The organism is Devosia sp. (genome assembly GCF_035944845.1).
In the GTDB taxonomy this organism is placed as follows: Bacteria; Pseudomonadota; Alphaproteobacteria; order Rhizobiales; family Devosiaceae; genus Devosia_A.
On sequence record NZ_DASZAW010000003.1, the window covers coordinates 15,128 to 35,485 of the forward strand.

The 20,358-nt window shown below is 66.0% G+C and carries 23 protein-coding genes; 4 read left to right on the forward strand and 19 right to left on the reverse strand.

The window, feature by feature from the left end:
• Positions 1 to 7: 7 nt before the first annotated feature.
• From VGV07_RS00385 to VGV07_RS00415, 7 genes are all read right to left on the reverse strand, one after another.
• Positions 8 to 142 (reverse strand): hypothetical protein, encoded by a 135-nt coding sequence (locus VGV07_RS00385; protein ID WP_326866683.1) that lies wholly within the window; start codon positions 140 to 142, stop codon positions 8 to 10.
• 289 nt (positions 143 to 431) lie between these two features.
• Positions 432 to 1,319 (reverse strand): lipid kinase, encoded by an 888-nt coding sequence (locus VGV07_RS00390; protein ID WP_326866684.1) that lies wholly within the window; start codon positions 1,317 to 1,319, stop codon positions 432 to 434.
• A gap of 243 nt (positions 1,320 to 1,562) precedes the next feature.
• On the reverse strand, positions 1,563 to 2,198 hold the full coding sequence (locus VGV07_RS00395) for an FMN-binding negative transcriptional regulator (RefSeq protein ID WP_326866686.1): 636 nt from the start codon (positions 2,196 to 2,198) through the stop codon (positions 1,563 to 1,565).
• A gap of 65 nt (positions 2,199 to 2,263) precedes the next feature.
• On the reverse strand, positions 2,264 to 2,707 hold the full coding sequence (locus VGV07_RS00400; RefSeq protein WP_326866687.1) for a GyrI-like domain-containing protein: 444 nt from the start codon (positions 2,705 to 2,707) through the stop codon (positions 2,264 to 2,266).
• Positions 2,704 to 4,326 (reverse strand): GMC family oxidoreductase, encoded by a 1,623-nt coding sequence (locus VGV07_RS00405; RefSeq protein ID WP_326866688.1) that lies wholly within the window; start codon positions 4,324 to 4,326, stop codon positions 2,704 to 2,706. Before VGV07_RS00405 ends, VGV07_RS00400 begins: the two co-directional genes overlap by 4 nt.
• A 259-nt stretch (positions 4,327 to 4,585) precedes the next feature.
• Entirely contained in the window at positions 4,586 to 5,518 is a 933-nt protein-coding gene (locus tag VGV07_RS00410) for a LysR family transcriptional regulator (RefSeq protein WP_326866689.1), read from the reverse strand.
• A 211-nt stretch (positions 5,519 to 5,729) separates the two neighbouring features.
• Positions 5,730 to 6,776, reverse strand: a complete 1,047-nt coding sequence (locus tag VGV07_RS00415; protein ID WP_414649897.1) for a rhodanese-related sulfurtransferase — start codon at positions 6,774 to 6,776, stop codon at positions 5,730 to 5,732.
• Positions 6,777 to 6,841: 65 nt separating this feature from the next.
• Here VGV07_RS00415 and VGV07_RS00420 point away from each other — a divergent pair, with 65 nt between their 5' ends.
• Positions 6,842 to 7,870, forward strand: a complete 1,029-nt coding sequence (locus tag VGV07_RS00420) for an aldo/keto reductase (RefSeq protein ID WP_326866691.1) — start codon at positions 6,842 to 6,844, stop codon at positions 7,868 to 7,870.
• Positions 7,871 to 8,062: 192 nt separating this feature from the next.
• Here the strand turns inward: VGV07_RS00420 and VGV07_RS00425 are convergent, their stop codons facing one another.
• The 8 genes from VGV07_RS00425 to rpmI form a co-directional block, all read right to left on the reverse strand.
• On the reverse strand, positions 8,063 to 9,370 hold the full coding sequence (locus VGV07_RS00425) for an O-antigen ligase family protein (RefSeq protein ID WP_326866692.1): 1,308 nt from the start codon (positions 9,368 to 9,370) through the stop codon (positions 8,063 to 8,065).
• A 10-nt stretch (positions 9,371 to 9,380) separates the two neighbouring features.
• Positions 9,381 to 11,789 (reverse strand): phenylalanine--tRNA ligase subunit beta, encoded by a 2,409-nt coding sequence (gene pheT / locus VGV07_RS00430; RefSeq protein WP_326866693.1) that lies wholly within the window; start codon positions 11,787 to 11,789, stop codon positions 9,381 to 9,383.
• Entirely contained in the window at positions 11,786 to 12,439 is a 654-nt protein-coding gene (locus VGV07_RS00435) for a DNA polymerase III subunit epsilon (protein WP_326866694.1), read from the reverse strand. Before VGV07_RS00435 ends, pheT begins: the two co-directional genes overlap by 4 nt.
• Entirely contained in the window at positions 12,436 to 12,843 is a 408-nt protein-coding gene (locus VGV07_RS00440) for an ASCH domain-containing protein (RefSeq protein ID WP_326866695.1), read from the reverse strand. The genes VGV07_RS00435 and VGV07_RS00440 overlap by 4 nt, the downstream gene beginning before the upstream one ends.
• Positions 12,844 to 12,988: 145 nt before the next feature.
• Positions 12,989 to 13,402: a hypothetical protein gene (locus tag VGV07_RS00445; protein WP_326866696.1), complete on the reverse strand. Its 414-nt coding sequence runs from the start codon at positions 13,400 to 13,402 to the stop codon at positions 12,989 to 12,991.
• 133 nt (positions 13,403 to 13,535) lie between these two features.
• On the reverse strand, positions 13,536 to 14,666 hold the full coding sequence (gene pheS, locus VGV07_RS00450; RefSeq protein WP_326866697.1) for a phenylalanine--tRNA ligase subunit alpha: 1,131 nt from the start codon (positions 14,664 to 14,666) through the stop codon (positions 13,536 to 13,538).
• A gap of 231 nt (positions 14,667 to 14,897) precedes the next feature.
• On the reverse strand, positions 14,898 to 15,299 hold the full coding sequence (rplT, locus tag VGV07_RS00455; RefSeq protein WP_326866698.1) for a 50S ribosomal protein L20: 402 nt from the start codon (positions 15,297 to 15,299) through the stop codon (positions 14,898 to 14,900).
• Between the two features lie 13 nt (positions 15,300 to 15,312).
• Positions 15,313 to 15,513, reverse strand: a complete 201-nt coding sequence (gene rpmI / locus VGV07_RS00460; RefSeq protein WP_055047457.1) for a 50S ribosomal protein L35 — start codon at positions 15,511 to 15,513, stop codon at positions 15,313 to 15,315.
• Positions 15,514 to 15,728: 215 nt separating this feature from the next.
• Here rpmI and VGV07_RS00465 point away from each other — a divergent pair, with 215 nt between their 5' ends.
• Positions 15,729 to 15,896: a hypothetical protein gene (locus tag VGV07_RS00465; RefSeq protein WP_326866699.1), complete on the forward strand. Its 168-nt coding sequence runs from the start codon at positions 15,729 to 15,731 to the stop codon at positions 15,894 to 15,896.
• 114 nt (positions 15,897 to 16,010) lie between these two features.
• On the opposite strand, the gene VGV07_RS00470 is transcribed toward VGV07_RS00465, so the two are convergent.
• The 3 genes from VGV07_RS00470 to VGV07_RS00480 all read right to left on the reverse strand — a co-directional run bounded on the left by VGV07_RS00470 (position 16,011) and on the right by VGV07_RS00480 (position 18,434).
• Positions 16,011 to 16,433 (reverse strand): MarR family transcriptional regulator, encoded by a 423-nt coding sequence (locus VGV07_RS00470; RefSeq protein WP_326866700.1) that lies wholly within the window; start codon positions 16,431 to 16,433, stop codon positions 16,011 to 16,013.
• Between the two features lie 216 nt (positions 16,434 to 16,649).
• A complete protein-coding gene (locus VGV07_RS00475; RefSeq protein ID WP_326866701.1) occupies positions 16,650 to 17,426 on the reverse strand; it encodes a hypothetical protein in 777 nt (258 codons plus the stop codon).
• A gap of 111 nt (positions 17,427 to 17,537) precedes the next feature.
• Positions 17,538 to 18,434: a LysR family transcriptional regulator gene (locus VGV07_RS00480; protein WP_326866702.1), complete on the reverse strand. Its 897-nt coding sequence runs from the start codon at positions 18,432 to 18,434 to the stop codon at positions 17,538 to 17,540.
• 105 nt (positions 18,435 to 18,539) lie between these two features.
• Here VGV07_RS00480 and VGV07_RS00485 point away from each other — a divergent pair, with 105 nt between their 5' ends.
• Both VGV07_RS00485 and VGV07_RS00490 read left to right on the forward strand, forming a co-directional pair.
• Positions 18,540 to 19,163: an NADPH-dependent F420 reductase gene (locus VGV07_RS00485; RefSeq protein WP_326866703.1), complete on the forward strand. Its 624-nt coding sequence runs from the start codon at positions 18,540 to 18,542 to the stop codon at positions 19,161 to 19,163.
• Between the two features lie 116 nt (positions 19,164 to 19,279).
• Positions 19,280 to 19,648, forward strand: coding sequence for a DUF423 domain-containing protein (locus tag VGV07_RS00490; RefSeq protein ID WP_326866704.1), 369 nt, complete (start codon positions 19,280 to 19,282; stop codon positions 19,646 to 19,648).
• 217 nt (positions 19,649 to 19,865) lie between these two features.
• Here VGV07_RS00490 and infC read toward each other — a convergent pair.
• The coding region (gene infC, locus VGV07_RS00495; RefSeq protein WP_326866705.1) for a translation initiation factor IF-3 at positions 19,866 to 20,358 on the reverse strand (493 nt) is incomplete at its 5' end.

A 20,358-nucleotide genomic window follows, 5' to 3' on the forward strand; every position in this document is an offset into this window, starting at 1 on the left:
CGTCGCGCTAGTTCGCGACGACGAAGAACACCACGAGCACCAGCACGGCAAACAGCCCGACCAGGAATGGCCACGGCAACAGGTGCAGTTCGTGCTGGGTTTGAAGTCCGTGATCGACGTTTTCGTGGCGGATACCTTGCATAGGCGGCCTCCCGTGATCAGCGCCGGGGGTCATGCCACCGGCACGCCAATCTTAGCACCGTCGGTGGTGAGGCGAAACTGCTCACGCAAAGACGGGCACTCGCAGTCGGCGCACCTCTCCCGCTTGCGGGGGAGGGGGCCAGCCGAAGGCTGGTAGAGGGGGAGCGGCAAACGCTGGCCCTGCCCAGTCCGCCCACCGGAGTGCGTGGGGCACCGCCTCCCACCGCCTGACGGCGGTACCCTCCCCCGCAAGCGGTGGAGGGATCCCGACTGCTAGATCGGCGGCATGCTCACGCCGCCGGCGCGAACACCGTGATCGCCCCCGGCCGGATGCGGAAATGCGCCGGGGTCTGGGTGACGATGTCGCCATCGAGATTGACCGGGCGCGGCTTCTTGGTGCGGATGTCGAACTCGACGCAGCGGGCAGTGCGCACTTCTTCCCAGGCGCCATGCGTGCCCGAGCGGAAAGCCCGGAGCATCAGCGCCAGCTTCCACACATTGTCGATCTCGAGGCTGTAGAGGTCGAGCGTGCCGTCCTCGATGCTGGCATCCTGCTCGATCACCGTGCCGCCGCCATAGTGCCGGCCATTGCCGACGGCGATCTGGTAGGTTTTGACGTTCGAGGTGCCTTCCCGGTTGATGATGGTGGCGCTGAACGGGCGCGCCTGCAGCAGCACCTTGAGCGCCCCGATGGCATAGCCGAGCCGGCCCCAGCGGCGCTTGGTTTCCGCCGTCAGGCCCATGGCGAGGTCGGCGCCGAGCCCGATGGTCGCGACATTGAAGAACGGGTGGCCGTTGACGTCGCCGAGATCCACCTGGCGCTGGTTGCCGGCGACGATGATGTCGGCCGCAAGTTCGAGCTGGGTGGGGATTTCGAGCGTGCGCGCCAGGTCGTTGGCCGTGCCCATCGGCAAAATGCCCATCGGCAGCCCGGCCGCGACCACCCCATTGGCCGCCGCGTTGATAGTGCCGTCGCCGCCGCAGACGATCGCCATGTCGGCCTCGTGCCGGCGTCTGACGATATCGGCCGCCACTTCCCCGGGTGAACTGAACCGCTCGATCTTGACGTCGATGCCGCCGGCTTCCAGTCGGTTGACGATCGGATCGAGGCTTTCGGCACCGCGCCGGGCGTTGGGATTGACCAGCATCAGCGCCCGACGGCGCGCGGGAAGGCTCATAGGCAGGCTCACATTGCGAACGGCCGTAGATGGAGGCGAGAGCAGGAAATCGCAAGAGCGGCCAGATGCCGCCGCCGATGAGTTCAGCTACGTCCTACCTTCCCCACCGGGTGTCATCCCTGCGAGGAGGGACCCATTTCTCCGCTGGCACGGGCTGTGAGTTGGGTCCCTGCTTTCGCAGGGATGACATCGAGTGGGTGGAGCAGACTGTACAAAGCTACTGGCGAAGCGGCGGAAACAGCCCTAGACGCCGCCGCGCGCCTTCACCAGCTCGCGCATCGCTGGCGCTTCGGCATCGGCTTCCAACGCGAGCCCGTGTGCGACCCCGACCCGGTCGAGCTCCGGGCGGTTCTGGCTCGCCTTGAACTTGGCGTCGATGGCGGCAATCTCGATCTCGATGCCGACAATGCCCTTGAGCTGGCCGGCGATGAAGGCGTCCGGCGCGTCCGACACCGCCCACGGCTTCTGCCGGTTGCCTTCGTGCTGGTCGGTTAGGGCTGACACGTTGGCATGCAGCCACGCGGCATCCTCGATCACCCGGGCGCTGCCTCGTGCCTGGACGATCGCATAGTTCCAGGTCGGCACCACTTTGCCGTCCACTGCCTTCTGCGGGTACCAGCTGGGGGTGATGTAGTGTTCGGTGCCCTGGAACACCACGAGCACGTCAGGGTGCTGGCTCAGCGCCTTCCATTGCGGATTGGCGCGCGACATATGGCAGCGCAGCGTCCCCAGCGGGCCTTCCGCTGCGTAGAGCAGGAACGGTATCGGGTTGGCCAGCAGCCCCTCGCCGGCCGAAATCAGCAGTCCGAGCGGATGCGCCGCGATGAACGCCTGCTGCGTTTCGAGGTCGGTCTCGCGGAAGGCCGGTGGCTGGTACATGGGCTATTCCTCTTGAGGTCTCTGGGCTCTTGTCGTCTTAGGGCTGAACCCGTGGTGAACGCCGCTCAGCCCAGCCGCAGCGGTTCCGGTTCGAGCGCCACATGCAGCTCGTGCCGTCCCGCGGCGAGGCCAGGCAGATAGCCGAAAACGAGCTTGTAGTCGGTGGCCTTCAGCCCCGCCACGGCGGCATGCGCATAAAGCTTCTCGAACCCGGCGGCGATCTCGACCAGCGGGCCATCGTGGATGATCCTGAGGTAGCGCTGCGCCGGGATGACCAGCCGCACCATGCCGTCGGGCACTTCGGTTTTCTTCGCCGCGAGGTAGCCGACCAGTTCGCGGTAGATCCCGCCCTCGCGCGACATCGACACTTCGAGAAACGAGCTGGCGCCGGTATCGGTCTCGAACAGCCGGGTCCAGGCGACCGGGATGGCTTTGGGCAGGTCGTTCCAATGCGCCTCGACCAGGACGCCGATGGCGGTCATTTCCGGCAGTTCGACCGTCTCGATCATCGATAGTCCTCAGCGATCAGGCTCGCCGCCTTGCTCCCGATGGCCATGGCGGCGGCATTGGTGTTGGCCGACGGAATGGCCGGAATGATGGAGCAGTCGATCACCCGCAGGGCCTCGACGCCCCGCACCCTGAGCCGCGCATCGACCACCGCCATCGGATCGTCGTCGCGCCCCATCTTCAGTGAGCCCGACGGATGGTAATTGGTCTTCACCGTCTCCTGCGCAAAGCGGGTCATGCCGGCGAGGTCGGTCACGTCCTTGCCCGGCAGGATCTCCTGCTTGATCTTCGATAGGAACGGCTCGGTCTCGAGCAGCCGGCGGGCGTGCCGCATCGAGGCGAGGGTCAGCCGCAGATCTTCCGGGTCGCCGAAGAAGTTGCAGTCGACCAAAGGCTGCGCCGCCGGGTCGGCCGAGCGCAACCGCACCGTGCCGCGCGCCTTGGGGCGCAACAGGCACGAGGTAAACGTCACGCCCCAGGTGGGCTTGGCCTTCGACACGTCGCGGTCCTGGTAGACGATCGGCGCGCAATAAAGCTGGATGGTCGGCCGATCGCCGCCGTCGGGATCGTAGAACAGGCAGGCTTCGATGCCGGTAGTGGTCACCGGGCCTGAGTTGAACAAGACATACTGCAAGCCGTTGCGCAGCATCGGCCAGCCCTTGTCCTGGCCGAAATAGCCCGACTTGCCCTTGGTGGTGGCGATGACAGGGACTTCGTGATGGTCCTGCAGGTTCGAGCCGACACCGGGCAGGTCGGCCAGCACCGGGATCTGGAAATCGTCGAGATGGTCGGCCGGCCCGATGCCGCTGAGCATCAGGAGCTTCGCCGAGTTGTAGGTGCCTGCCGCAACCAGCACTTCGCGCCCGGCCCGTGCCTCGTGCGGGTCGCCGTCGCGGGTATAGGCGACGCCGACGGCGCGGCCGTTCTCGATGATGACGCGGTCGACCCGCGCCTCGGTGACGATGGTCAGCCGCCGGTCGCGCCGCAGCGGGTCGAGAAAGGCCTTCTTGCCGTCCGAGCGCTCCTTGTAGCGGCCCCACTGTCCGTAGGTGTGCTGCATGATGCCCACCCCATTCTGCCGCTCGCCGTTGAAATCGGGGTTATAGCGATGCCCCAGCCCCTGCGCCGCGAGCAGAAAATCCTCGGTGGTGTCGGAGATATGGCCGGGGTCGGAGACCCGGAGGTTCCCCCCGATACCGTGATACCGGTCGTTGAAACGGGTGTTGCGCTCGAGCCCGCGGAAATGCCCGAGCATGTCGTCGTAGGACCACTCGGTGCTGTTGCCGAGCCCGGCGGCCCAGCCGTCGTAATCTTCCTTCTGGCCGCGCATATAGACCATGGCGTTGACGGCGCTGCCGCCGCCGAGCGCCTTGGCCACCGGCACGATCGGCGCCCGCCCGCCCAGTTGCGGCTGCGGCACTGTCTTGTGCATTTCAAGGAAAGTGTCCTGCGCCAGGTACTTCATATAGCCGGCCGGCATCGCCATGATCCGGTTGGTCGAACGCGGCCCGCGCTCGATGATCAGCACCGAATAGCCGAACTCCCTGACCAGCCGCATCGCCGCCACCGACGCCGCCGACCCGCCGCCGCAGATGATGAAATCGAAGGTGCGTTCGGCCATATGGACTCTATCCCGTTGCGCCGTTCTTAGCTGGGACAGCGGCGACTGAGAAGCCGGTGCAAGTCAAAGCTGTTGTCGACATTGGAGTGCTTGGCTACCCCCACCCTTGATCCCTCCCCACAAGGGGAGGGAGATTGCGAGGCTTCGGTTCCATTGTCTCCCTCCCCTTGATGGGGAGGGTAGCGCAGCTGGCCGCGTCAGCGGCCTAGCGTAGCTGGGTGGGGTGGGGCGCTATGCTCGGACTGTGCGCCCCCTGCCCTCAGGCCGCGTTCGCGGCAGGCAGCGGTAGCGTCGTCTCGAGGATGGCGCCGTTCTTCCGGCACTCTTCGGCGATCTCGACGGCGAAGTCGCGCAGCATCTCGCGATCGAGCACCGCGGCGTTGCGCACCACCATGGCGATGTCGCGGTGCACCGGGTCGACATCGACCGGGCTGATCTCGGTGAGGCGCCCGGCGGCGATGTCGTCGGCGACGGCGGAATAGACGAAAAAGCCGACGCCCTCACCGCGGATGGCGATGCGGCGGGCCGGGCCGGTGGGCAGTTCCACGGACACCGGCGCGCGGCGGAACAGCGCCAGCGCCGCATCGGGATAGACCTGCCACCAGTTGATCGAGATCAGTCGCGGCACCCGCTTCAGCACGTCCTCGATCTTGGGCTCGAGCCCCAGTTCGGCGGCGATCTGCGGCGTCGTCACCATCGGCACCCGCTCGCGCAGCACCAATAGCGGCACGAGGTCGGTGACCAGCGGATCGAGGTTGGGCCAGCAGAGGATCCCCAGTTCGATGTCGCGCTCGCGCAGCATGGCGGCAATCTGGCTCTGGCGGCCCTCGTGGATCACCACGTCGACCGACGGGTACTTGGCCTGGAAGCGTAGCAGCGACTCGGTGACCAGCGGCGAGACGAGGCTGCGCAGCGAGCCGATCGAAACGCGGCCGCGCTCCACCCGGCGCAGCGCCTCCTTGGCCTCCTGCGCCGCCTGCAGGATGCGGCGCGCGTAGGGCAGGAACGTCATGCCCTGATCGGTCAGCGCGATGTTGCGACCGCGGTGGAACAGCGGCACGCCCAACAGGTCCTCCAGCGCCCGCATCCGCATCGATACCGTCGCCTGCGTGACGTTCAGCTTCGCCGCAGCTTTGGTGAAGCTCAGGTCCTGCGCGATCCGGTCGAAGGTTCTGATCTGGTCGAGGTCCATGATAGGCGACGCTTATCGAGGTTGCACCGTGGAGCCTCGCAAGAGGCCTTTGCATTGAACATGCTGATAACGGCGATGGGAGAATGTCAACAGAAATATGTCAGCAAGGCTGACCAATACGTGAGTCGCGAAAGGCCCCCTCACCCGGCGCTGCGCGCCGACCTCTCCCCCAGAGGGAGAGGTGAAGACAGGCCCGATCGCGCAGCTCGCGTCACCTCTCCCTGGGGGGAGAGGTCGGATCGCGGAGCGATCCGGGTGAGGGGGCCTTTCGCGATGCGGCCCGCCGCGCCAATTTCGCCGCCTTGTTCCGCGCCGCTGTCGCTGCCGCGTCATCCCCCAGATGCGCCTCGCCCCGCGCCCGCGCCAGCTCCATCTGCCGCTCGCGCTCGCTGGCTCCCGCCGGCGCCGCCTCGGCGCAGCTCATGCACAGCGAACCCACCGCCTCATGCGGCAGGATCGGGTTGCGGCAGCCGCGGCACAGCACCGCCTCGCCTTCAGCGAGGCCATGCACCACCGAGACGCGCTCGTCGAACACGAAGCACTCGCCGTTGAAGCGGCTTTCGGCTTCCGGGACCGTCTCGAGATACTTGAGGATGCCGCCCTTCAAGTGGAACACCTCCTTGAACCCCTGCGACAGCATATAGGCCGAGGCCTTCTCGCAGCGGATGCCGCCGGTGCAGAACATTGCCACCTTCGGGTGCGCCGCCGGATCGAGCTTGGCCACATAATCCTTGAACTCGGTGAAGCTCTGTGTCCCCGGGTCGCGGGCATTGCTGAAGGTGCCGAGCTTCACCTCATAGTCGTTGCGGGTGTCGATCAGCGTCACGTCGTTGCGGCTGATCAGCCTGTTCCAGTCGCGCGCCTCGACATAGGTGCCGGTGAGCTTGCTCGGGTCGGCCTCGGGCGCGCGCAGCGTCACGATCTCGGGCTTCAGCCGCACCTTCATGCGCAGGAACGGCATTTCGCTAGCGGCGGAGAATTTTGCCTCGGCGCCTGCAAGCCGGCCGTGCCAGAGCGGACTGGATTCGAACCAGTTCATCAGTTCGTCGATCGCCGCGGGCGTACCGGCAACCGTACCGTTGATCCCCTCGGGCGCCAGGATGAAGGTGCCACGAATGCCGCGGGCGCAGCAGAACTGCGCCAGCTCCGGCTTCAGCGCTGCACAATCTTTGAAATCCGCAAACTTGTACAGCGCCAGCACCTTGAAACGGTTCAGGCGTTCCGACAGATTGGCGGCGGTTTCTTCAAGCTCGATCATCGCGGGCGGGTGTAGCATCCGCCAACCGCAACGGGCAAATCGGACATCATTTTCGGGAGAGAGAAATGACCTATCGGGCCAGCGACGCTCGCTATGGCGGCGGCATGCAGTATCGCTATACGGGACGTTCCGGGCTGAAGCTGCCGGTGATCAGCCTGGGGCTGTGGCAGAATTTCGGTGGCACGCGCGACTATCCCAGTGCCTTCGAGATGCTGAGCTACGCCTTCGACAAGGGCGTCACCCATTTCGACCTCGCCAACAATTACGGCCCGCCGCCGGGCGCTGCCGAGGAGTTGTTCGGCGATGTGATGGCGCGCGATTTCCGCCCCTATCGCGACGAAATGATCATCTCCTCCAAGGCCGGCTGGACCATGTGGGAAGGCCCCTATGGCGACCGCGGCTCGCGCAAGTACATCCTCGCTTCGGCCGACCAGAGCCTCAAGCGCATGGGCATCGAGTATTTCGATATCTTCTACTCGCACCGCTACGATTCCGAGACCCCGCTCGAGGAGACGATGGGGGCGCTGGCGCAGCTGCACCGGCAAGGCAAGGCGCTCTACGTCGGCATTTCCATGTACCCTGAGCAGCAGACCCGGGAAGCGGTGCGCATCCTCAAGGACATGGGTGTACCCTGCCTGATCCATCAGCCCAACTACTCGATCCTCAACCGCTGGATTGAGGAAGACGGCACCATGGCCGCCTGCGATGAACTCGGCGTCGGCATCATCGCCTTCTCGCCGCTGCAGCAGGGGATCCTTTCGGGCAAGTACAACAGCCTGAAGGGCGACCTCTCGGGCACCCGCGCCTCGGAGAACTATTCGCTCTCGGCCAACCGGCTCGAGCCGCGCATCCTCGAAGCAGTCGACAAGCTCGGCGAGATCGCCCGGGCGCGGAAGCAGACCATGGTGCAGCTGGCGCTCGCCTGGGTGCTGCGGCGGAAAGAAGTCACCTCGGCGCTGATCGGCATCCGCAATCTCGAGCAGCTCAAGGATTGCCTCGGCGTGCTCGACAACCTCGAGCTCTCGGCCGAGGAGATCGCCGCCATCGACGCCGCCGCCAAAGGCGGCCTGATCGACAGCCGGCCGGGGCGCTGAGCGCAGGGCAACAGTATACGATGGGCCGGCGCGGGAAACGCACCCCCACCCCTGTCCCCTCCCCGCAAGGGGGAGGGAGACGCTCTCACTGGCGTCAGTGTTTTGGTCTCCTCCCCCCTTGCGGGGAGGGACAGGGTGGGGGGTACTCTTCCCGTACCAAGCCATCCACTTATGCGATCGCTGGCGGAGCTCTCAGGCCCGCTCGTCCCGGCAATAGTTCAGCAGCACCGCCGTCAGCACCACGTAGAGCGTGTTGTGCAGCGGAAAACTCAGCATGGTGTCGGGCAGGCCCAGCACCAGGTAGCTGACCGAGAGCAGGCTGCAGCCATAGAGCCGGGTGCGATACTGGCTGTCATGCGGGCTGAAGATGCAGCTCAGCACCGGCAGCACCAGCAGCAGCAGGTAGACCACGAGGCCGAACAGGCCCGAGGCGACAGCGAAGTTCAGCGCGTCGTTGTGCAGGTGCGGCAGCTCTGCGTGCACCAGCTCGTAGACCGCCAGATAGGGGACGATCGCCGTCATCAGCTGCCCCCAGCCATGCCCGAACAGCGGCGCATCGGTAAAGGCCTGGGCGCCGGCGCGATAGAGGATGAAGCGGATGGTGGTGCCGAGGTCGGCCGGATTGTCGCCGCCGGCCAGCCGGCTGAGAATATCGAACATCGACGATGAGCGGGCGCCCGCGAGGTCGGCGAAATAGGCGATGAGCCCGAACCCGGCGAGCACCGCAACGCTCACCGCCGCGGCCAGGAGCTTGTGCCGCACCAGCAGCACCGCGGCGACGAACAGCAGCACCGGAAACGCGACGAGTGCAGCGCGCGAGCCCGAGGCAAAGATCACCGCCAGCGCCATCAACGGGCCGAGCAGGTAGATGAAGCGCTGCCGGCCGGTGGCGGCGGCAGCGCCGATCATGGCGAAAAAGCCCAGCAGCAGCGCGGTGTTGGACAGCCGGATCGGATCGGTGATCGGCGAGCCCAGCCCGGCCCGCTGCATGCCCTCGACATAGTTGAAGTAGAGCGCCATCAACAGCCCGGCGGCGCTGCCGAACAAGGCGAAATCCGCGAGCTTGCGGCTGTTGGCCGGCCCGGCGGCGCGGCGGAACAACAGCGCCAGCGGGGCATAGAGCAGCATGGCCGAGAAGTTGAGCGTCTGCAGCAGGTCGGATGGCTGCCGCATCGTCACCACGGCGCTGATGAACAGCAGCGTGAAGGCGCCGAGAAAGAGTTTTGCCGGCAGGTCGAAGGGGATCGTTACCGTCGCCCGCCGCAGCGCAAAGAAGGCGAACACCGCCAGCGCAATGGCGAGCAGCGCAAAGGTGGTGAAGTAGCCGAGGACTGAGGAGAGTCCGATCGCCACCACCAGCATGGCGCGGCGCAGCAGCGCCTCGCTGGCGGCGGAAGGGCTGAGCGGCGCCAGCGGCAGGCCGACCGGCAACGCTTCGGCGACCGGCCGCCCCTTTGGGGCTGCCTCGCCGATCACCTCGCCATTGCCGTCAGCCGTCATCGGTCCGCCTTCAGGTCCTGAGCACGCCGCCTGTCGCCTTGCTCACTGCGGCAACGACATTCGCCGCCACCTTCTCGATCTCCTCGTCGGTCAGCGTCTTGTCGCTGGGCTGCAGCGTCACGGCGATGCCGACCGATTTCTTGTCCTCGGCGATCCCCTTGCCTTCGAACACGTCGAACACCGACACTTCCGTGATCAGCGTCTTGTCGGCGTTCCTGGCGGCACGGAGGATCGTCGCCGCCGGCACCGAGCGGTCGACGAGGAAGGCGAAATCGCGGCTCAGCGGCATCAGGCCCGAGAGCTTCAGCGCCGGCTTGGAGCGGGTCGGTTTCTTCCGCGGTTCGGGGATCGCGTCGAGATCGAGCTCGAACGCCGCCACCGGACCCGCCAGGTCGAACGCTTCGAGTTCGTTCGGGTGGATTTCGCCGAACCAGCCGATGGTCAGCTTGGGGCCGAGCTGGATGCGCCCACCGCGGCCCGGATGGCTCCACGGGGCGGGTTCGGCCACCAGTTGCAGTTTGTCGATGTCATGGCCCATGGCGTCGAGCAGCGCCGCCATATCGGATTTGGCGTCGAACACCGAGACCTTGCCATTACTCGATTGCCAGTGGCGCGACCCACCGAGGCGAATGCCCGAGGCATAGGTGCGCTGGCCCTCGGGCTGCACCGAGTGGAACACCTGGCCGACTTCGAACAGCTTCAGCTCGCTCAGGCCGCGATTGGTGTTGCGCTGTGCGGCGCCGAGCAGGCCCGGCAGCAGCGAGGGCCGCATGTCGGTGAGTTCCGAGGCGATCGGGTTGGCGAGCTTCAGCTCGGCCGCGCCGCCGCCGTAGCGCTGCGCTTCCGCTTCGGGGATGAACGACCAGGTTACCGCTTCGTCGAGCCCGCGTGCCGCGAGCGTGCGGCGGGCGAGGCGGCGGCGGTTCTGCAGCACTGTCAGCATGCGCGGCGCCACGTGGTTGAGCCGCGGCAGCGGATCGACCGGCACGTTGTCGACGCCCACCATGCGCATCACTTCCTCGGCGAGGTCGGCCTTCATGGTGATATCCGGCCGCCAGGAGGGGACATGCACCTTGCGGGTCAAACCGGCGCCCTCGAGCTTGAAGCCGAGCCGCCCGAGGATGGCTTCGATCTCGCTCGGCGAGGTCTCGAGGCCGGTCAGCCGTTCGACTTCGCTGAGCGGGAACTCGACCACCGTGTTGGGGAACACGTCCTCGCCCGAAATCACCGGCTCCATCGCTTCGCCACCCACCAGCTCCAGCATCAGCCGGGTGGCGAGTTCGAGGCCGGGCTCGGTGAGCGCGGGATCGACCGACCGCTCCAGCCGGTAGCGGGCGTCCGAGACGATGCCGGTCTTGCGGCCGGTCTGCGCGATGAGATCGGGATCCCAGCTGGCGCATTCCATCAGGACGTTCACCGTGGCGTCGGTGGTGCCGGAGCGAATGCCGCCCATCACCCCACCGAGGCAGAGCGGGCCCTGGTCGTCGGCGATCACCGTCATGGTCTCATCGAGCGCGTAGAGCTTGTTGTCGAGCGCGTCGAACTCTTCGCCCGGCCTGGCGTTGCGCAGCACTGCCTGCCCGACGATCTTGTCGGCGTCATAGGCGTGGAGCGGCCGGCCCCAGCCGAGCGACACGAGGTTGGTGATATCGACCACCGCATTGATCGGCCTCAGGCCCACGGCGCGCAGCCGCTGCTGCAGCCAATCGGGCGACGGGCCGTTCTTGATGCCCTTGAAGTAGCGGCCGGCGAACTTGCGGATCGCCTTGGGTTCGCCGGCGGCGAACTGGTGCGGCAGCGGCGGTATCGGGCTCGGGCCCTGCGATGGTACCGGCGACATATCGGTCGGCTTCAGCTTGCCGGCGCCGAAGGCCGCGAGGTCGCGCGCCACGCCGTAGACCCCGGTGGCGTCGCCGCGATTGGGGGTGATCGAGATATCGATCAGCGTGCTGCCGAGCTTGGCGTAATCGACATAGGCCACGCCGACAGGCGCATCCGCAGGCAGTTCGATGATGCCGTCATGGTCGTTCGAAAGCTCGAGCTCGGCCGCCGAGCAGAGCATGCCGTTCGACGGCTCGCCGCGGATCACCACACCGGCCTTCAGGGTGAAATCCTTGCCCGGGATGTAGGTATCGGGGAAGGCGAACACCGATTTCATCCCGGTGCGCGCGTTGGGCGCGCCGCACACCACGTCGATCAGCGTGCCGGTGCCGGCATCGACCTTGCAGAGGTTGAGATGGTCCGAGTTCGGATGCGGCTTCGCCTCGACCACATGGGCGACGACGAACGGCCGGAGCTTTTCGGCCGTATCGACGATCTCTTCGACCTCGAGCCCGACCATGGTCAGCGCCTTGCCGATCTCCTCGGCCGAGGCGGTGGTGTCGAGGTGTTCTTTCAGCCAGTCGAGAGTGAACTTCATTTGTAGATGCTTTCGGTCGCTTCGATCCTGGGCAGTTGCCCGCTGATCTCGAAGAGTTTGGCAAGGACGTTGGCAAAGCCGCGCGCGTCGTCGATGGCGCGGTGGGTATGTTCGATATGGCCGTACCAGGCCGGCGGCACGCGCTGCATGCCCCACCTGGTATACTCGGCCCCGCGCAGCGTGCCGGCCATGGTGTAAAGGCAGACCCCGCCGCCGCGGAAGATCTGCCGGCTCTTGTATGGTCCACCCATGACGCGGGTGCCGGCGAACACCGACAGGTAGTGGTCCATCCACAGCCCATCGAAGATCATCGGCGCGGCCGCGAAGACGCGGAAGCCGGGCAGGCTCTCCACCCAGTCGGCGTAGCGCGGCATGACGATGCCGGGATCTTCCGGGTTTTGGGTGGCATGCTTCCAGGCCTCGGGCTGCGTCTTCCACCACGCCATGGTGTTGGGGTCGGGTTTGCGGTCGGCGCGCGGCGTCAGCACCGCCTCGAACTCGCTCAGCACTGTGCCCGAGATGTCGACCGCTACCGAGGCAAAGCTCAGCATCGAACTCTCCAGCGGGTTATGTCCGTCGGACTCGATGTCGGTGACGACGAAGGTGCAGAGGTCCGACTGACCCGGCGCGATAGGTGGCTGCAGGCTCATCGGGGCAGTACCTCGACCAGCTTGAAGCGCTCGCAGACCAGCTCGAGGTCCTCCGACCAGCCGCCATTACGCTCGAAATAGGCCACGTGGCCGGCTCGCCAGGCGGCGAAGTCACCCTCGCCTTCGGCCAGCGCGAAGGCTTCGGGCACATCGGCGAAGCGACGGACCTCGAGTGACACGGTCTCGATCACGGCGGCGGGTTTGCCGGAACCATCGAGCACCACATCGCGGCGACCGACCTCAGGCATGGCTTCCTTGCCCGGGCCGTAGTCACGGACTGCACCACAGGTTGCCGTCTTGGCGCCGGCGAGCACCAATGCCAGCAACTCATCGGCCAGCGCCGGGCTGTCGCCGAACGAGAAACGAACAGCATCGGTGTAGCTGGAAGGGACAACTACGGGCATGGCCGCTCCTTCACCGGGTCATCCCCGCGAAAGCGGGGACCTCTGCTTGCTCGGCCGGCATCGCAAACGCAGGTTCCCGCTGTCGCGGGAACGCCTCCGAGTGCGCGGAGATCGCCGAGCGCGGCGGCAGTCAGCACGGGGAGGCTCATCGCGGCAGCTCGGTCACATAGGTGCAATGGCCGGAGGCGACGGTGCCTTCGGTGTCGACCCGGACGAACGGCATGTTCTCATCGATCAGGCTGATGCGCAGCAGAAACCCGGTGCTGCTGTCGAGCGCCACGAAATCGATGCGCTCCTGCAGCGAGCCAGGATTGATCACCTTGAGGCTGCCGGCCTCGATGGTGTCATTGTCCGAGCCGATGAAATGCTCGCGATAGGCGCCGGTCTCGAGGTCGATCCGCGTCACCCGCGACCCGGCAGCACGGGCCTTGTCGATGCTGATGATCAGCGGCAGCGTCTCGCTCGAGTTGTAATAGTGCTCCGGCGTGCAGGCGACCATCTCCTCGGCGATTGCGGGGGACGCCATCAGAACGGCGGCGAAAGCAACGAAGAGTTTCATGCGGTTGCCGCCTCTGTAACTGGGTCGTCCCCGCGAAAGCGGGGAACTCTGTTTTCCTTGCCTGCGTCGCAAACGGAGGTTCCCGCTTTTGCGGGAATGACACCGAGTACGTGGCAGCGCTGGAGCGCACGCATCAGCTGCTGAGCCCGCCGAACAGCGTCGGCAGGTCGAGCGGCCGGAAGCCGTAGTGATCGAGCCAGCGCTTGTCGGCATCGAAGAAGGCGCGCAGGTCATTCATGCCGTATTTGAGCATGGCAATGCGATCGATCCCCATGCCCCAGGCAAAGCCCTGGTAGACATCGGGATCGAGCCCGCAATTGCGCAACACGTTCGGATGCACCATGCCGCAGCCGAGGATCTCCAGCCAATCGGTGCCTTCGCCGATCTTCACTTCGGCGCCCGAACGGTCGCACTGCACGTCGACTTCCATCGACGGCTCGGTGAACGGGAAGAAGCTCGGCCGGAACCTGAGCGTCACGTTGTCGACCTCGAAGAACGCCTTGAGGAACTCCTCCAGCACCCAGCGCAACTGGCCGATATGGCTGGACTTGTCGATGACGAGGCCCTCGACCTGGTGGAACATCGGCGTGTGCGTCTGGTCGGAATCGTGCCGATAGGTGCGGCCGGGCATCACCACGCGGATCGGCGGATCGATCGCCGGTGTCAGATAGGGCGCTGCCGGCTTCTCGTTGCCCTTGAGCATGGTGCGGATCTGCACCGGCGAGGTGTGGGTGCGGAGCACACGCTTCACCCCATCCGGCGACGGCGCCATGAAGAAGGTGTCATGCATCTCGCGCGCCGGGTGTCCCTCGGGAAAGTTGAGCGCGGTGAAATTGTACCAGTCGGTTTCGATATCGGGCCCTTCGGCGATCGAGAACCCCATGTCGGAGAAGATCGCGGTGATCTCGTCGATCACCTGGCTCACCGGGTGGATGCGGCCTTCGGCGGTGGGCGAGGGGCGGACCGGCAGGGTGACGTCGACCCGTTCGGCAGCGAGCCGCGCATCGAGCGCCGCCTTGCTCAGTTCGGTGGCGCGGGCTTCGATCAGCGCCGTCACTTCGGTCTTCAAACCGTTGATGGCGGCGCCGGCGGCTTTTCGCTCTTCCGGTGCGATGCCGCCCAGCGTCGCGAGCAGGGCCGAGACTGAACCCTTCTTGCCGAGCGCCGCGACGCGCACGGCTTCGATGGCGCCTTCGTCGCCGGCGGCGGCGACGGCAGCGCCGATTTCGGCGCGAAGGGTGGCGATCTGAGCGTCGAGAGACATGTGTTGTTCCATTTGTCGTTCGCTTCGTTGCCGCTCACACCGCTGTCATGCCGGCGAAGGCCCGTATCCATCTTGAGATCTCAGGATGGCCCCGGCCTTCGCCGGGGTGACATCGTGTTCTGGGCGGCGTTGGGACCAAAAACAAAAGCCCCGCGCCATCCCCGGTTTCGGGGCGGCGCAAGGCTTAGCTTAGGGCCTCAGAAAAGGCGAGGGTGGTCTTGCCGACTACGCTTACGCGGAAACGCGCTGGTGCGTGGTGGTCTCGAGCTTCTCGAGATACCCCAGGGCCTTCTTGGCCTGGGCAACCAGCACGGCGAACGCTGCGGGCTCGGTGATCGCGAGATCGGAGAGCACCTTGCGGTCGACGGCAATCTCGGCCTTGCTGAGGCCGTCGATAAATCGACCGTAGGTCAGGCCGTGGTCGCGCACTGCGGCGTTGATGCGCTGGATCCAGAGCGCGCGGAAGTTGCGCTTCTTGACCCGGCGATCGCGGTACGCGTACTGGCCGGCCTTGTCGACGGCGGCCTTGGCGGTGCGGATGGTGTTCTTGCGGCGACCGTAAAAACCGGAAGCGGCCTTCAGAACCTTCTTGTGACGGGCGTGGGCGGTAACGCCTCTTTTAACGCGTGACATCTATCGGCGCTCCTTAACGGTTATACGGCATGTACCACTTGACCAGACTCTCATCGCCCTTCTTGAGGATCTTGGTCCCCCGATGGGAGCGGATGTAGTCGGCGTCGTGGCTAAGGAGACGGTGCCGCTTGCCCGCGACGCCGGCCTTGACGCGGCCGGTCGCGGTCATCTTGAAGCGCTTCTTGGCGCCCGATTTAGTCTTCATCTTTGGCATTTTGCTGTCCTGGTTAGAGGCGGCTCATCAGAGCCCGCATTCGGGATCGCCACGGCATGCCTTTTGGCCGGGCGGCCCGTCGAGAAGGCGGGTGTATAGGGGGAAAGCAGGGCGGGCGCAAGGGGGCGCGGCCACCGCTGTCATCGGCGCGTAATATCGTTCTGCCCTGATCCCGGCAAGCGCCCCGCTGAGGGCGCAATTCCGGGAAGCGTTCAATGACTGATCTGTTTGCGCCGAGGCCGGCGAGCCGACCGCTGTTCAGGGTCAGCAAGGCGCAGTTGCGTGGCGCTATCTGGCTCCTGGCGCTGGCGGTGTTTGTGCTGTTGCCCAAGCCGTTTGCCGATGTTGCACCGGCGGCGGCCCGGGTGGTGGCGGAGCGTTAGGCTCAATGCACCACTGCGATTGCCCAGCGAAGGCTGGGACCCAACTACCCACGGGCGCGGGCTGAGAAATGGGTCCCAACCAACTCCTCTGGTGCAGTCCAGTCGTGAAAGGCGCTAGCCGCGGTTGGCGGCGGCGAGTTCGCTGAGCCCGTCGATAAGGTGCGCAGCTTCGGTCTTTGAAAGGCTCGCCAGCGCCTGCCGGTCGGCCCGCGCCGCGGCGGCCGCCGCATCCGGCAGCACGCTCTTGGCCTTGGGGCTGAGATAGAGCCCCTGCGCCCGGCCCTTGCCGATCGAGGCCTTCTCGATCCAGCCATCGGCTTCGAGGCCGCTGAGGGTGCGGGCGACACCCGGCTGTTCGAGCTCGAGCCGGGTCACCAGCTCGGCCTGCGTCAGCCCTTCGCGCTCGGCAATCTCGCTCAGCGCGGTGAACTGCGCCGGATGCAACCCGAACGGCTCCAGCGCCTCACGCAGATGGTTGGCCAGTCGTCGCGCCAGCTGGCTGGCGACGTGGAACAGGGTTTCCTTGTGGTCGAACACGGCCCCCTCCCTCAGAGGTGAAGGGCCATCATAGCGTGTTGTGACTTAAGGGGAGATTGCTGGGTGCTGACTGATAGAGACGGCCCCCTCCCGGCCTCCCCCATGAAGGGGGAGGTGAAGAGTCGGGGCTCGGTCTTCGATTGTGCCCAATGCACCGGCGAGGCACCTCCCCCCTTGTGGGGGAGGATGGGAGGGGCCGTCTGCTGCGGTTATCCGCTACCGCACGATCTCCGACCAAGGCCGGCCGCTGCGCGCCGCCTCCGCGGCGAGTGCAATGGAGCGCTTCTGCGCCGCGGTCAGCTCGTCGGAGACGATGTTCGCGGCGTTCGCCGGGTCGAGCATGGCGCGCGGCACCAAGAGGCGCTCGAAGAAACCGAGCGCCGCCCAGACATTGTCGGCCAGTGTGTCGGCCGGTCGGCGGCGCAGCGCCGCCTGTGTTGCCAGTTCGAGGTAGTACGATGGGAAATCCAGCCCGTTCTGGTCGCGCCAGAGCTTCAGGATCCGCACCTCGTCCTGCCAGCCCGCCCCGTGACTGTCGAGCACGTGCTGATGCAGGTTCGTGGTAATGGCGATGCTGCGGCGGGCCGAGTAGATCTCGTGGATGTCCGAGATCATCGACAGGCGCTTTACCGGCAGCAGGTCCACCACCATGTTGCCCAGGTTCAGCGCCAGCGTGACATCGCGCCGGACCGGGGCGAGGCCGAGCCGCCGGAATGCCCCGTACATCGACTCGTAGATCTCGGTGATGCGGTGCTCCGACTGGGCGTGGATCCACACCACATAGTCGATGCTGACGCCGCTGCGATTGGCCATCCCCTTTTCGAAGCCGCCGCCGGGGGTGACGTCGACGATGTGGCGGCTGCCCCAGGCATGGCACAGCGCCGCGATCTTGCCTTCGACGCGCGTCAATTCGGCCATCGCCTCACGCGTGACCGTCTCGCGATCGAGGATATCCCGAAGGTATTCGGACGCCGACACGGTACTGAATGCCACCTGCATGACCGCATTTTACGATAATGCCGCGGATCCGGCCAGTATTCCCGGCGAGCGCATGTCGCAGTGGTTAGCGAGAACAGTTAATCGCGGAGCGAGAACAGTATTGGCTCACGCCTCGCTGTCCTTGAGGCCGCCGGCGATAGCGTCCATGAAGGCACTCAAGCGGCGTGGAACCAGCCGGCGCGACGGATAGACCAGGTGGATCGGCAGCGTCATGCGCTGCCAGTGCGGCAGCACCTCGAGCAGCCGGCCATTGCTGAGCGGTTCGGCGACCAGGTCGACCGGCAGATAGACGATCCCCGCACCTTCCAGCGCCGCTGCCAGCTGTGCCTCGCCATTGTCGATCTGCAGCCCGCCTTCCACCTCGGCGATCACCGAAGTGCCGCCCGGTCCGACGAACGGCCAGCGGTTGCGCGGGCTCATATTGAGGTTGAGGATGCAGCGATGCTCGCGCAACGCCTCGGGCGTCGCCGGCAGCCCGAACTGGCTCGCATAACCGGGCGAGGCGACGCAGCGGAATCGGTAGGTGCCGATGCGGCGCGCGATCATCGTCGAGGCCTGCAACTCCCCGACCCGGACCGCCACGTCGTACCCCTCGGCAATGAGATCGGCCCGGCGGTCGTTGAGGCTGAGCTCCACCGTCACCGCCGGATTGTCCTCGCAAAACCGCGCGACGATCCCGGCCAACCGGTGGATGCCGAGTGTCGCGGGGCCGGTGGCGCGGATCCGGCCCGAGAGCTTTCCGGGCTCGGTGCGGGTGAGGTCTTCGAGCTCGGCCACCGCCTCGAGCACTGCCTCGGCCTGCGCAAAGAAGCTCTCCCCCAGCTCGGTCAGCCGCTGCGCCCGCGTCGTGCGCTCGATCAGCCGGGCCCCGTGGTCCTCTTCCAGCGCCTGGATGCGGCGGCCGACCATGGCCGGCGAGATGCCGAGCCGCCGCGCCGCCCCGGCAAAGCTGCCGGATTTGACCGCCGCCACGAAGGTTTCGAGGTTGGTCAACTCGGCCATTCGATACTCCAGTGCAACAGTGAAGCGCGATTGGCGGCAATTCTATACCTCCATGCTGGCGCGTAGATAGGGGTCATCGCAATCCTGAGGATGGAGCTTTCCAAAATGACCACCACCGCAATTCTCGGCCTCGGCAATATGGGCAAGGGTCTCGCCAAGCGTCTCGCCGGCAAGACCGAGCTGGTGCTCGGCGCTTCCAACCCGGCCGCAGCCGCCGAGTTCGCCTCCTCGGTCGGCGCCACCGTGACCGACTACCAGAACGCCGTGCTCGCCGCCGATATCGTCGTTTTGGCCTTGCCCTATGGCGCCGCCCTCGAGCTCGCCGGCAAGCTGCCGCTGAGTGGCAAGATCGTCGTCGACATCACCAACCCGCTGAAGGCGGATTTCTCCGGCCTCACCATCGGCCACACCACGTCGGCGGCTGAGCAACTGCAGGCGGCGGCGCCCTCTGCCAAGGTGGTGAAGGGCTACAACACCATCTTCGCCAGCCTGTTCGACACGCCGGTCAGCGCTACCCGGAATGTCCCGGTGTTCCTCGCCGGCAATGACGTCGCTGCGCTCGAAGCTGTCGCCGAACTAGTCAGGGCCTCTGGGTTTGCGGTCGAAAATGTCGGCGGCCTCGACGGTGCCCGCTTGATCGAGCCGGTGGGCATGCTGAACATCCGCTTCGGCTACGGCCTCGGCCAGGGCACCGCCATCGCCCCGACCTGGCTGAAGCTGGCGGCGTAAGCCACCACTCTCTCGAGATCGAAAAAAAGCAGGGCGCCGCTTGGCGCCCTGCTTGCATTCGTCATCGCAATCGGTGCGTAACGCTGCCAATGTCTCGGATCAGCCTGGAGCATCCAATGTCGAACCCCATCCTGTCCTCCCGGCTGCTGCTGGTGGCCGCTGGTCTTTGCGGTGCACTGGGCGTCGCCGCGGCGGCGCGCGCCAGTCATGCCGGCGACGACAATCTCGGCATCGCCGCGAACTTCCTGCTGCTGCATGCCCCGGTGCTGATCGGTTTGAGCCTCCTGGCGGCGAGCCGGGTCGCAGCAGCGGCAGGCGTCGTGCTGCTGGTCGGACTGGTGCTGTTCGCCGGCGATCTCGCGGCGCGCTCACTGCTCGGCGGGCCGCTGTTCCCCATGGCTGCGCCACTGGGCGGGGGCGGGCTGATCGTCGGCTGGCTGCTGGTGGCGCTGGCTGGGGTGGTGAGGCGGGGGCGCGCTGACTGAGAGAGACGGCCCCCTCCCGGCCTCCCCCATAAAGGGGGAGGTGCAGAGTCGAGGCCCTGTCCTCGATCGTGCCATACGCTCCGGCGCGGCACCTCCCCCTTTATGGGGGAGGATGGGAGGGGGCCGTCTGCTTCGGTTCCATCCCCGAAGACTCAATCCCCAAAAAACAAAGGGCGACCCTCAGGCCGCCCTCGTTCAACTCAAACTGCTGTCGCCCTTACTTCGGCGCCAGCACCATCACCATCTGGCGGCCTTCGGAGCGCGGCGAGGATTCGACCTTCGCCTTTGCCTCGAGCTCGGCCTGCACCTTGACCAGCAATTGCATGCCCAGTTCCTGGTGCGCCATCTCGCGACCGCGGAAGCGCATGGTGACCTTCACCCGGTCGCCGTCCTCGAGAAAGCGGTGCACCGCCTTCATCTTGGTCTCGTAATCATGCGTATCGATGTTCGGACGCAGCTGGATTTCCTTGACCTCGATCACCTTCTGCTTCTTGCGCGCTTCGGCGGCCTTCTTCTGGGCAGCATATTTGAAGCGGCCCAGATCGAGCATCTTGGCAACGGGGGGAACTGAGTTCGGGGAAATGATGACGAGATCGAGTCCCTGCTCCTGCGCCTCGGACAACGCCTCGCGCGTCCGCACGACGCCACGGTTGGCGCCTTCGGCATCAATCAGCTGGACATCGGGGGAGGAGATATCTTCGTTAGATTGC